Source organism: Streptomyces blastmyceticus (assembly GCF_039521185.1).
In the GTDB taxonomy this organism is placed as follows: domain Bacteria; phylum Actinomycetota; class Actinomycetes; order Streptomycetales; family Streptomycetaceae; genus Streptomyces; species Streptomyces blastmyceticus.
Window position 1 is genome coordinate 1 of record NZ_BAAABW010000029.1, and the last position, 11864, is coordinate 11864.

The 11864-nt window shown below is 70.0% G+C and carries 11 protein-coding genes; 2 read left to right on the plus strand and 9 right to left on the minus strand.

Annotated features, from left to right (window positions below):
• Nucleotides 1–262: 262 nt before the first annotated feature.
• From ABD269_RS29195 to thyX, 3 genes are all read right to left on the minus strand, one after another.
• On the minus strand, nt 263–1948 hold the full coding sequence (locus tag ABD269_RS29195) for a ribonuclease J (RefSeq protein ID WP_301891923.1): 1686 nt from the start codon (nt 1946–1948) through the stop codon (nt 263–265).
• Between the two features lie 129 nt (nt 1949–2077).
• The gene (gene dapA / locus ABD269_RS29200) at nt 2078–2977 is read right to left on the minus strand and encodes a 4-hydroxy-tetrahydrodipicolinate synthase (protein WP_344122727.1); all 900 of its coding nucleotides are present in this window, start codon (nt 2975–2977) and stop codon (nt 2078–2080) included.
• Between the two features lie 217 nt (nt 2978–3194).
• Nucleotides 3195–3935 (minus strand): FAD-dependent thymidylate synthase, encoded by a 741-nt coding sequence (thyX, locus tag ABD269_RS29205; protein ID WP_301891925.1) that lies wholly within the window; start codon nt 3933–3935, stop codon nt 3195–3197.
• Between the two features lie 208 nt (nt 3936–4143).
• Here thyX and ABD269_RS29210 point away from each other — a divergent pair, with 208 nt between their 5' ends.
• Both ABD269_RS29210 and ABD269_RS29215 read left to right on the plus strand, forming a co-directional pair.
• Nucleotides 4144–4386, plus strand: a complete 243-nt coding sequence (locus ABD269_RS29210; RefSeq protein ID WP_116214200.1) for a hypothetical protein — start codon at nt 4144–4146, stop codon at nt 4384–4386.
• Nucleotides 4387–4466: 80 nt separating this feature from the next.
• Entirely contained in the window at nt 4467–4781 is a 315-nt protein-coding gene (locus ABD269_RS29215; RefSeq protein WP_344122730.1) for a hypothetical protein, read from the plus strand.
• Between the two features lie 9 nt (nt 4782–4790).
• On the opposite strand, the gene ABD269_RS29220 is transcribed toward ABD269_RS29215, so the two are convergent.
• The 6 genes from ABD269_RS29220 to eccD form a co-directional block, all read right to left on the minus strand.
• Nucleotides 4791–5249, minus strand: a complete 459-nt coding sequence (locus ABD269_RS29220) for a tetratricopeptide repeat protein (protein ID WP_116214199.1) — start codon at nt 5247–5249, stop codon at nt 4791–4793.
• A gap of 5 nt (nt 5250–5254) precedes the next feature.
• Nucleotides 5255–6007, minus strand: a complete 753-nt coding sequence (dapB, locus tag ABD269_RS29225) for a 4-hydroxy-tetrahydrodipicolinate reductase (protein WP_301891928.1) — start codon at nt 6005–6007, stop codon at nt 5255–5257.
• 36 nt (nt 6008–6043) lie between these two features.
• A complete protein-coding gene (locus tag ABD269_RS29230) occupies nt 6044–7423 on the minus strand; it encodes a M16 family metallopeptidase (protein ID WP_344122732.1) in 1380 nt (459 codons plus the stop codon).
• The gene (locus tag ABD269_RS29235) at nt 7420–9636 is read right to left on the minus strand and encodes a polyribonucleotide nucleotidyltransferase (RefSeq protein ID WP_301891930.1); all 2217 of its coding nucleotides are present in this window, start codon (nt 9634–9636) and stop codon (nt 7420–7422) included. The genes ABD269_RS29230 and ABD269_RS29235 overlap by 4 nt, the downstream gene beginning before the upstream one ends.
• A 254-nt stretch (nt 9637–9890) precedes the next feature.
• On the minus strand, nt 9891–10178 hold the full coding sequence (gene rpsO / locus ABD269_RS29240) for a 30S ribosomal protein S15 (RefSeq protein WP_121799820.1): 288 nt from the start codon (nt 10176–10178) through the stop codon (nt 9891–9893).
• A gap of 204 nt (nt 10179–10382) precedes the next feature.
• The gene (gene eccD, locus ABD269_RS29245) at nt 10383–11822 is read right to left on the minus strand and encodes a type VII secretion integral membrane protein EccD (protein WP_344122737.1); all 1440 of its coding nucleotides are present in this window, start codon (nt 11820–11822) and stop codon (nt 10383–10385) included.
• Between the last annotated feature and the right edge of the window lie 42 nt (nt 11823–11864).

The window sequence follows — 11864 nt, forward strand, 5'->3', positions numbered from 1 at the left end:
CCCCCCGCTTCTAAAAGAAGCAGTCGGTCCGAATTCCGTTTCCGGCCCCCTGTTGGAGCGGGGTTTGCCTTCCAGCTATTCGCTTTCCGGCTTCACCGACTTTATCAGATCGCTCCGGGTCGGTTTTCCCTCCGCCGCGGAACGATCCTTCACGCACAAGGCGTTCGGGGGTTCCCGCTGCGGTGGAGCCGTAAACGTACTGGACGGCCGCGCCCGGATGCAAATCGGCACCGGGGCGGCCGTCCATACGGCTGATCCTGCGTCAGACCTCGACGACCACGGGGAGGATCATCGGGCGCCGGCGGTAGGTGTCGGACACCCACTTGCCCATGGTCCTGCGGACGAGCTGCTGGATCTGGTGAGGCTCCAGGACGCCGTTGGAGGCGGACTTGGCGAGAGCCTCCTCGACCTTCGGGACCACCGCGGAGAACGTGGAGTCCTCGATGCCCGAGCCCCGCGCGTGGATCTGCGGACCTCCCACGAGCTTGCCCGTCGCGCTGTCGACAACGAGGAAGACGGAGATGATGCCCTCGTCGCCGAGGATGCGGCGGTCCTTGAGCGAGGACTCCGTGACATCGCCGACCGACAGGCCGTCGACGTACACATACCCGGCCTGGACCTTGCCGACGATCTTCGCCGAGCCGTTCACCAGGTCCACCACGACGCCGTCCTCGGCGATCACGATGTGGTTCTTGGGCACGCCCGTCAGGGCGCCGAGCTCCGCGTTCGCCCTCAGGTGGCGCCACTCGCCGTGGACCGGCATGAGGTTGCGGGGCTTGCAGATGTTGTAGAAGTACAGCAGCTCGCCCGCGGAGGCATGGCCCGAGACGTGGACCTTGGCGTTGCCCTTGTGGACGACGTTCGCGCCCCACCGGGTCAGGCCGTTGATCACGCGGTAGACCGCGTTCTCGTTGCCCGGGATGAGGGACGACGCCAGGATGACCGTGTCGCCCTGGACGATCCGGATCTGGTGGTCGCGGTTGGCCATCCGGGACAGCGCGGCCATCGGCTCGCCCTGGGAACCCGTGCAGACCAGCACGACCTCGTCGTCCGGCAGGTCGTCCAGCGTCTTGACGTCCACGACCAGACCGGCGGGGACCCGCAGATAGCCCAGGTCACGGGCGATGCCCATGTTGCGGACCATCGAGCGGCCCACGAAGGCGACCCGGCGCCCGTACTCGTGCGCGGCGTCCAGGATCTGCTGGATGCGGTGCACGTGGCTGGCGAAGCTGGCCACGATGATGCGCTTCTGGGCGCCCGCGAAGACCGTGCGCAGCACGTTCGAGATGTCGCGCTCGGGCGGGACGAAGCCGGGGACCTCTGCGTTCGTGGAATCCACGAGCAGCAGGTCGATGCCCTCCTCGCCCAGCCGCGCGAAGGCGGGCAGGTCGGTGAGGCGGCGGTCCAGCGGGAGCTGGTCCATCTTGAAGTCGCCGGTGTGCACGGCCATGCCGGCGGGGGTGCGGATGGCGACCGCGAGGGCGTCCGGGATGGAGTGGTTGACCGCGATGAACTCGCAGTCGAACGGGCCGATGGCCTCCCGGTGACCCTCCTGGACCTCCAGGGTGTACGGGCGGATGCGGTGCTCCTGGAGCTTCGCCTCGATCAGGGCGAGGGTCAGCTTGGAGCCGATCAGCGGGATGTCCGGCTTCTCGCGAAGCAGGTACGGGACACCGCCGATGTGGTCCTCGTGGCCGTGCGTGAGCACGATGCCGTCGATGTCGTCGAGACGGTCACGGATCGAGCTGAAGTCCGGCAGGATCAGGTCGACACCGGGCTGCTCCTCCTCGGGGAAGAGCACGCCGCAGTCGACGATCAGCAGGCGGCCGTCGTACTCGAAGACGGTCATGTTGCGGCCGATCTCGCCGAGACCGCCGAGGGGCGTGACGCGCAGGCCGCCCTCGGGGAGCTTCGGCGGGGGACCGAGTTCAGGATGCGGGTGACTCAAAAGACTCTCCTCACCACGCACGCCACATGCCCTCGTGGGACACATGGCGCGCGTGACATTCGTGCACTTGCAATTGTTTTCGATGTTCAGTTGTGAAGTCCGATGGCGGGCGCCGGGGCGCCTCGGCCGCTAGAGCTCGACGCCTCCGACGGAGAGGTCGCGCTTGAGCTGTTCCGTCTCCTCCGGGGAGAGCTCCACCAGCGGCAGCCGCAGCGGGCCCGCGGGCAGGCCCTTCAGCGCGAGGGCGGCCTTGGTGGTGATGACGCCCTGGGTGCGGAACATGCCGGTGAAGACCGGGAGCAGCTGCTGGTGGATCGCGGTCGCCTTGGCGACGTCGCCGTCGAGGTACGCGCTCAGCAGGGCGCGCAGCTCGGGGGCCACGAGGTGGCCGACGACGGAGACGAAGCCGACGGCGCCCACGGACAGCAGCGGCAGGTTGAGCATGTCGTCGCCGGAGTACCAGGCGAGGCGCGACCGGGCGATGGCCCAGCTGGCGCGGCCCAGGTCGCCCTTGGCGTCCTTGTTGGCGACGATCCGGGGGTGCTCGGCCAGCCGGACGATGGTCTCGGTGTTGATCGGGACGCCGCTGCGACCGGGGATGTCGTAAAGCATCACCGGGAGCTCGGTGGCGTCGGCGATCGCGGTGAAGTGCCGGAAGATGCCCTCTTGCGGGGGCTTGTTGTAGTACGGGGTGACGGTGAGCAGGCCGTGGGCGCCCGCCTTCTCGGCGGCGCGGGCGAGCTCGACGCTGTGCTGGGTGTCGTTGGTGCCGGCTCCGGCGACGACATGGGCGCGGTCGCCGACCGCTTCGACCACGGCGCGTACGAGCTGCGCTTTCTCCGCATCGCTGGTGGTCGGGGACTCGCCGGTGGTGCCGTTGACGACAAGGCCGTCATTGCCGGCGTCCACCAGGTGCGCGGCGAGTCGCTGGGCACCTTCGAGGTCAAGGGCGCCGTCTGCGGTGAAGGGCGTGACCATGGCGGTCAGGACCCGCCCGAAGGGCGTCTGCGGTGTGGAGGTCGGAGCCATGGGGGCCACGCTACTCGTTGCTCACCGTGAGGTGCTCCCTCGGGGAGTGCGAAAGGGATCCCGGCACTGCCTGCTCGGGGGTTCAAGCAGTGCCGGGTCCGTTTGTTCAGCCTAGATGAAGGTAACGAAAAGCCGCAATACGGACACCTTTGCTACCGGTGCGTACGCCGCTCCGTCGTCAGCCCATCCGGTGCCCCCGCGGCCACGCGTACCGGCGCTACGGGGCGACGCGGCCGTTCTTGTTGAACGCCGCGTAGGTGAGCGGCATGAGCTTGGCCCACTCCGCCTCCATCTTCTCGCCGACCATCTCGATCTCCCGCTGCGGGAAGGAGGGGACAGCCGCCTGCTCGTGCTGCGTGCGCAGGCCGAGGAAGTGCATCAACGAGCGGGCGTTGCACGTGGCGTACATGGAGGAGAAGAGACCGACCGGCAGGACCGAGCGGGCGACCTCGCGGGCGACGCCCGCGGCGAGCATCTCCTGGTACGCCTCGTACGCCTGGCTGTAGGAGTCCTCCATGACGCGGGTGGTCAGGTCGTGCTGCGCCTGGGTGCCCTCGACGAAGACGTACTTGCCGGGGCGGCCTTCCTGGACCAGCTTGCGGTCCTCGCCCGGGACGTAGAAGACGGGCTGGAGCTCGCGGTAGCGGCCGGACTCCTCGTTGTACGACCAGCCGACGCGGTGGCGCATGAACTCGCGGAAGACGAGGATCGGGGCGCTGATGAAGAAGGTCATCGAGTTGTGCTCGAAGGGGCTGCCGTGGCGGTCGCGCATCAGGTAATTGATGAGCCCCTTGGACCGCTCGGGGTCCTTGGTGATCTCTTCCAGGGACTGCTCACCGGCGGTGGAGACACGGGCCGCCCACAGGACGTCGGAGTCGGCAGCGCTGTGCTTGACCAGCTCGACGGTCACATCGCCACGGAATGTGGGCTTGGCGTTCTCGGTGGGGCTGTCGGTCACCGGCGGGGTCCTTCCAATCGCATTGCTGGGGCGGCGCCCAGCCTACGGGCCACCACTGACACTCGGCCTCCGACAGAGCGGGGCCACCGTGAATGCCGTGGCCCCGGTTGAGATTTTTCACAGAAGTCACAGAAAACGGGCACCATCGGCGTGATTCGAACGTCCTTATGTGTGACAGCACACCTCGAGGTTCCTAGGAGAGCGCTTCATGTTCCGCCGGCGAGAGCCCGTGCCGTTCGCCTTTGTCGCCGAGGCAGAGCGTTACCGCAGCAACGTCACGCCGCCGCCCCGAGATCGCGCGAGCCGCTCGCAGATAGCCGGCCGTGTACTCGTGGGGCTGACGGTCACGGCGGGGCTTGTGGGAGCGCTGTTGTTCGGAATGCCCTCGCTCCAGACCGGCGCGCAGAGCACGCACCACACGCAGCAGTCCGAAGCGAAGGACAGCCGCTGACGGAGCGCCGATCAGCGACACGACCGAGGTCCGGCCACCCTGACGTGGCCGGACCTCTTGTGCATCGGTAATCTCGCCCAATGCCCCTGCCCTTTTTGACAGTCGACCGTGGCCGTGCCGCCGCCGCGACCGCCGCAGAGCCCCGGCCCCACGAGGACGAGCACCGGGTGCCGTCGTACCGGCCCGGGCCCCGGCGGGTCGGCGGAGCTGCGCTGCTGCTGCTCCTCGCTGCCTACCTGCTCTTCTCCGCACTGATCGTCGTGCTGGCCGGCTCCCTGGTGATCGCCGGGGTCTGCGTGGCGGTCGCCGCTGTGGTGATCACGGTGGCGGTGCGGCTGGTGCGGGCGGGGATCCGGCTCAGTCCGCTGGAGCAGGAGGCGGACCTCCCCGCCTGAGCACCCGCCTCACGCGTCCGTGCGCACCGGTCTGCCGTCGTGCAGGGCGATCGCCCGCTGCATGGCCTTGCGGGCGCGTGGGGTGTCGCGGGCGTCGTGGTAGGCCACCGCGAGGCGGAACCACGTGCGCCAGTCGCCGGGGGCGTCCTCCGTCTCCGCCTGGCGGCGGGCGAAGACCTCGTCCGCCGAGTCGCGGTCGATACGGCCGCTCGGCGTGCGGACGAGCTCGTCGACGGGGAGGCCGCCCTCGGCCTCCAGTTCCCGCGCCAGCCGGTTGGCGTCCCGCGCGAACTTGGTGGTCTGGTAGAGGAACCAGGCACCGATGAACGGCAGCACCAGCACCGCGGCACCGAAGGTGACCGTGATGGCAGTGCCCTGCTGGATGAGCATGACGCCGCGGCTGCCGACCAGGACGAAGTAGACGACCAGGACGGCGGCCAGGGCGAAATAGACGATCTTCGCGCGCACGGTGCTCAGCCCAGGTCCAGGAAGTGTTCCAGGCCGAACGTCAGCCCCGGAGTGCTCACCACGCGCCGCGCGCCCAGCAGGATGCCCGGCATGAAGCAGCTGTGGTGCAGCGAGTCGTGCCGGATGGTCAGCGTCTCGCCGGTGTCGCCGAACAGCACCTCCTGGTGGGCCAGCAGGCCGCGCAGCCGTACGGCGTGCACCGGCACCCCGTCGACGTCCGCGCCGCGCGCGCCCTCCAGGGCCGTCGTCGTGGCGTCGGGCTGCGGGGCGCAGCCCGCTTCCCGGCGGGCCTCGGCGATCAGCTGGGCGGTGCGGGTGGCGGTGCCGGACGGGGCGTCCGCCTTGCCCGGGTGGTGCAGCTCGACGACCTCGACGGACTCGAAGAAGCGGGCCGCCTGCCGGGCGAAGGTCATGGTGAGCACGGCGCCGATGGAGAAGTTGGGCGCGATGAGCACTCCGGTGCCCGGCTTGGCGTCGAGCCAGCCGGTCAGCCGCGCGAGGCGGTCCTCGGTCCAGCCGGTCGTGCCGACGACGCCGTGGATGCCGTTGGCGACGCAGAACTCGAGGTTGTCCATCACCGAGTCGGGGTGCGTCAGCTCGACCGCGACCTGGGCTCCCGCCTCGGTCAGGGTTTCCAGCTTGTCGCCCCGGCCCAGCGCGGCCACCAGTTCCATGTCCTCGGCGGCCTCGACGGCCCGTACGGCCTCGGAGCCGATACGGCCGTGGGCGCCGATGACCGCCACGCGCAGCTTGCTCATCCTTGGTGCTTCCTTCTCTCGGGCTGGGAGACTGCTTTAGGCCACGACTCCGTCGAGCTTGGCCGCCTGCTTGTCCTTCAGCGGGCCGATGACGGACAGCGAAGGACGCTGTCCCAGTACATCGCGGGCCACCGAGCGGACCTCGTCCGGGGTGACGGCCGAGATGCGGGTCAGCATGTCGTCGACCGACATCTGGTCGCCCCAGCACAGCTCGCTCTTGCCGATGCGGTTCATCAGCGCGCCGGTGTCCTCCAGGCCCAGGACCGTGGAGCCGGAGAGCTGCCCGACGGCGCGGGTGATCTCCTCGTCCGTCAGCCCGTCCGACGCGACCTTGTCGAGCTCGTCGCGGCAGATCTTGAGGACGTCCTGGACCTGGCTCGGGCGGCAGCCGGCGTAGACGCCGAAGAGGCCGCAGTCGGCGTAGCCCGAGGTGTAGGAGTAGACGGAGTAGGCGAGTCCGCGCTTCTCCCGGACCTCCTGGAAGAGCCGCGAGCTCATGCCGCCGCCGAGGGCGGTGTTGAGCACGCCGAGCGCCCAGCGGCGCTCGTCGGTGCGGGCCAGGGCGGGCATGCCGAGGACAACGTGCGCCTGCTCGGTCTTGCGGCCCAGCAGCTCGACGCGGCCGGCCGTGCGGATCGTGCGGGCGCCCGCACGCGGGGCGACCGGGGCCGCGTCCGCGCGGCCGAGCGCGCCGGCCTTCTCGAAGGCGGCCCGCACCTGGCGGACGACCTTGGCGTGGTCGACGTTGCCCGCGGCGGCCACGACCAGGTGGGTCGGGTCGTAGTGCTTCTTGTAGAAGCGCGCGATCTGGTCGCGGCTGAGGGCGTTGATGGTGTCGACGGTGCCGAGGACCGGGCGGCCGAGGGGGGTGTCGCCCAGCATGGTGTGCGCGAACAGGTCGTGCACACAGTCGCCGGGGTCGTCCTCGGTCATGGCGATCTCTTCGAGGATCACGCCACGCTCGGCGTCGACGTCGGCGGCGTCGATGAGCGAGCCCGTGAGCATGTCACAGACGACGTCGATGGCGAGCGGCAGGTCGGTGTCGAGGACACGGGCGTAGTAGCAGGTGTACTCCTTCGCCGTGAACGCGTTCATCTCACCGCCGACCGCGTCGATGGCGGAGGAGATGTCCAGGGCGCTGCGCTTGGAGGTGCCCTTGAAGAGCAGGTGCTCCAGATAGTGCGTGGCGCCGTTCAGCGTCGGGGTCTCGTCGCGGGAACCGACGTTGGCCCAGATGCCGAAGGTCGCGGAACGGACGGACGGCAGGGTCTCGGTGACGATGCGCAGCCCACCGGGGAGGGTGGTGCGGCGGACCGTGCCGATGCCGTGCTCGCCCTTGAGAAGCGTTTGGGTACGGGCGACGGCCCGCCCCTCCGAAGAGGTGCGGGCCGTCTTCCGTGTACTACGGGACGTCACTTCGCGGACTCGTCCTTAGCGTCGTCGCCGTCCTCGCCCTCGATGACCGGGATCAGCGAGAGCTTGCCGCGCTGGTCGATCTCGGCGATCTCGACCTGGACCTTGGCACCGACGCCGAGCACGTCCTCGACGTTCTCCACGCGCTTGCCACCGGCGAGCTTGCGGATCTGCGAGATGTGCAGCAGGCCGTCCTTGCCCGGCATGAGGGAGACGAAGGCACCGAAGGTGGTGGTCTTGACGACCGTACCCAGGTAGCGCTCGCCGACCTCCGGCATGGTCGGGTTGGCGATGCCGTTGATCGTGGCGCGGGCGGCCTCGGCGGCCGGGCCGTCGGCGGCACCGATGTAGATGGTGCCGTCGTCCTCGATCGTGATCTCGGCGCCGGTGTCCTCCTGGATCTGGTTGATCATCTTGCCCTTGGGGCCGATGACCTCACCGATCTTGTCCACGGGGATCTTGACGGTGATGATCCGCGGGGCGTTCGGGGACATCTCGTCCGGCGTGTCGATGGCTTCCATCATCACGTCGAGGATGTGCAGACGGGCGTCGCGGGCCTGCTTGAGGGCCGCGGCCAGCACGGAGGCCGGGATGCCGTCCAGCTTGGTGTCGAGCTGGAGCGCGGTGACGAACTCCTTCGTACCGGCGACCTTGAAGTCCATGTCGCCGAACGCGTCCTCCGCACCGAGGATGTCGGTGAGGGCGACGTAGTGCGTCTTGCCGTCGATCTCCTGGGAGATCAGACCCATGGCGATACCGGCGACGGGGGCCTTCAGCGGCACACCGGCGTTCAGCAGCGACATGGTGGAGGCGCAGACCGAGCCCATGGACGTCGAACCGTTGGAGCCAAGGGCCTCGGACACCTGACGGATCGCGTAGGGGAACTCCTCGCGCGTCGGGAGGACCGGCACGATCGCGCGCTCGGCGAGCGCGCCGTGGCCGATCTCGCGGCGCTTCGGCGAACCGACGCGGCCGGTCTCGCCGACGGAGTACGGCGGGAAGTTGTAGTTGTGCATGTAGCGCTTGCGCGTCACCGGCGAGAGGGTGTCGAGCTGCTGCTCCATGCGGAGCATGTTCAGCGTGGTGACACCCAGGATCTGGGTCTCGCCGCGCTCGAACAGCGCCGAGCCGTGCACGCGCGGGATGGCCTCGACCTCGGCGGCGAGGGTACGGATGTCCGTCACCCCACGGCCGTCGATGCGCTTCTTCTCCTTGATGACGCGCTCACGGACCAGGGACTTGGTCAGCGAGCGGTACGCGGCGGAGATCTCCTTCTCGCGGCCCTCGAACTCGGGCAGCAGCTTCGCCGCGGCGAGCTCCTTGACCCGGTCGATCTCGGTCTCGCGCTCCTGCTTGCCGGCGATGGTGAGCGCCTGGGCGAGCTCGTCGCGGACGGCCTTGGTCAGGGCGGCCAGGACGTCGTCCTGGTAGTCCAGGAAGACCGGGAACTCGCCCTCGGGCTTGGCGGCCTTGGCGGCGAGCTCGGACTGGGCGCGGCACAGCACCTTGATGAAGGGCTTCGCGGCCTCGAGACCGGCGGCGACGACCTCCTCGGTGGGGGCGTCGGCGCCGTCCTTGACCAGCTGGATGGTCTTCTCGGTGGCCTCGGCCTCGACCATCATGATCGCGACGTCGCCGTCCTCGAGGACGCGACCGGCCACGACCATGTCGAAGACGGCGTCCTCGAGCTCGGTGTGGGTCGGGAACGCCACCCACTGGCCCTTGATCAGAGCGACGCGGGTGGCGCCGATCGGACCGGAGAAGGGCAGGCCCGCGAGCTGCGTGGAGCAGGAGGCAGCGTTGATGGCGACCACGTCGTAGAGGTGGTCGGGGTTGAGCGCCATGACCGTCTCGACGATCTGGATCTCGTTGCGCAGGCCCTTCTTGAAGGAGGGGCGCAGCGGCCGGTCGATCAGGCGGCAGGTGAGGACCGCGTCCTCGGAGGGCCGGCCCTCACGGCGGAAGAAGGAGCCGGGGATCTTGCCGGCCGCATACATCCGCTCCTCGACGTCCACCGTCAGGGGGAAGAAGTCGAGCTGGTCCTTGGGCTTCTTGGAAGCGGTGGTGGCCGACAGCACCATGGTGTCGTCGTCCAGGTACGCCACGGCGGAGCCGGCGGCCTGCTTGGCCAGGCGGCCCGTCTCGAAGCGGATGGTGCGGGTGCCGAAGGTGCCGTTGTCGATCACGGCTTCGGCGTAGTGGGTCTCGTTCTCCACCAGGGATATCTCCTCGTCTGCGTCCTCGCCCGTGTGGCGGGGACGTTGGTGGAGGTGCGCGTCGGCTGGCCGGTCTTCGATCGAAGCACCCGGATTTCCCTGATCCGGGGGCCACTACCGAGGACCGGCGGCGAGCGGAGCGCTCCTCCTCATACGGTTTTGCGTCGTGGGACCAGACTACAAAGCTTCGGCGTCCCACGAGATACGCAAAGGGAGCGGCCCCCAGAGGTGGGAACCGCTCCCTTCACGACGTCTTACTTGGCGCCCGCGGCACCGCGGCGGATGCCGAGGCGCTCGACCAGGGCGCGGAAGCGCGTGATGTCCTTCTTGGCCAGGTACTGGAGCAGGCGGCGGCGCTGGCCGACCAGCAGCAGCAGGCCACGACGCGAGTGGTGGTCGTGCTTGTGCTGCTTCAGGTGCTCCGTCAGGTCGGCGATGCGACGGGTGAGCATCGCAACCTGGACCTCGGGGGAGCCGGTGTCGCCCTCCTTGGTGGCGAACTCGGCCATGATCTGCTTCTTCGTAGCGGCGTCGAGCGACACGCGTACTCCTTGAATTCTCTGTTTCAGCCACCGAGTGCCCCTGGTCTAGGTCTCAGGGGAGCTTCCGTTACTCGGGAGGCGGGGTCCGCTGGGCGCTGTCCCCAGAAGCCCTGCAGGGCGGTCCGGAGGCGCGTACACAAACGGCCACTGCACACAGTACCAGCCCGGCTCCCGGGCCCCGCTCCGGCCCCGTTCCCGGGCCGGTCAGCCCGCCGACAGGCCGCGGGCCGTCCCGTACATGCCGAGCACCGCGAGGGCGAGCGGGACGAGGGCGAGGAGGAGGGCGCTTTCGGAGAGATCCGAGACGCGCCCCCAAAAGGGTGACAGGCCCTTGCGGGGGACGATCAGGGCGACGGCGGTGAGCAGGCCGCCACCGAGGGTGACCGCCGCGGCGAGCCAGACCGTACGGACGTCGGTGGAGCCGCCGGCGGGCGGGTTCAGGGACAGGCCGAGTACCAGCAGGGCCAGGGCGGCGAGCCCGGCGCCCAGGACGGTGGTGACCTGCGCGGTGTAGCGGAAGAGGCGGGCACGCAGCAGCATCGTGAGCCCGGCGGCCAGGGCGAGCAGGCGGGCCCAGGGGCCGCCGTCGGCCGAGAAGGCGAGGACGGCAGCGGAGACGGTGACGACGGCCGCGCAGCCGCCGACGAGGCCGAGCAGCAGCTCGTGGCCGCGGCGGACGCGGTCGGCGACGCGCTCGGCGTCTATGGGGTCGGGGGTGGTGCGGGCGGGCGAGTCGGGGTCGGCTCCGGACGCGGCATGGGGGGCGGCGTAGCCGATGGGGAGCCGGGCGACGCGGGCGGAGAGGCCCGGCAGGAAGGCGATGGCGCCGATCGCGACGACGGCGCAGACGGCGGCCGCGTCCGCGGGGCCCGCGCCACTGAGGATCACGCCGAAGGCGGCGAGGGTGCCGGTGACCGCCGCGGTGACGGCGGCGACGAAGGGCGCGTCGCCGGTGGGCACGGTGGCGACCAGGGCCGCGGAGGCGACGAGGACGCACGCGCAGCCGAGCAGGAACTGCAGGCGGCCCGCGCCCTGGCCCGCGTCGGGCGCGAGGATCCCGGAGCCCGCGATCATCAGGTGCGGCAGGGCGGCGAGGCCGAGGGCGACGGCGGAGGTCCGGTCACCGTAGACCCGTGCCCGTACGCCCGCGAGCGCGGCCAGCAGAATTCCGGCGGCGGCCGCGACCGCGCCGGGGGTGCCGTGCATGTCGTGCCGGACGGGGTCGGCGAACCAGAGGGCGAAGGCCATCAGGGCGAGCAGCAGCGCGCCGCCGAACAGCCCGGCCGCGCGCAGAAGTTGGTCGTTCCACAGGGTGCGGTCACGGGTGACCGCGGAGGCCACGGCGTCCGTCACGTCGTCGTGCACGGCGGGCGGCAGGGACTCCGCGAAGGGGCGCAGCGAGAGCAGTTCGCCGTCGAGGACGCGGTGGGCGGCCAGCGAGCGGGCGCCGTCGAGGACGGTGCCGTCGCGGCGTACGAGGTGGTAGCCGGTCGGGGCGCCGACGGGCTGGGTCTGGCCGGTGAGGCGCAGGATCTCGGGGTAGACGTCGGCGACGGCGATGTCGTCCGGCAGTGCGACGTCGATCCGGCTGTCGGGGGCGACGACGGTCACCCGGCAGAAACCGGTCCCAGTGGACGTACTCACCTGTCGGGGCCCCCTGCTCCACTCCGAGCTTTCGCTCATGCA

Coding starts and splice junctions, on each gene's coding strand:
- dapA (WP_344122727.1), bottom strand. CDS start 2,977: ATGGCTCCGACCTCCACACCGCAGACGCCCTTCGGGCGGGTCCTGACC.
- ABD269_RS29215 (WP_344122730.1), top strand. CDS start 4,467: ATGCCCCTGCCCTTTTTGACAGTCGACCGTGGCCGTGCCGCCGCCGCG.
- dapB (WP_301891928.1), bottom strand. CDS start 6,007: ATGAGCAAGCTGCGCGTGGCGGTCATCGGCGCCCACGGCCGTATCGGC.
- ABD269_RS29210 (WP_116214200.1), top strand. CDS start 4,144: ATGTTCCGCCGGCGAGAGCCCGTGCCGTTCGCCTTTGTCGCCGAGGCA.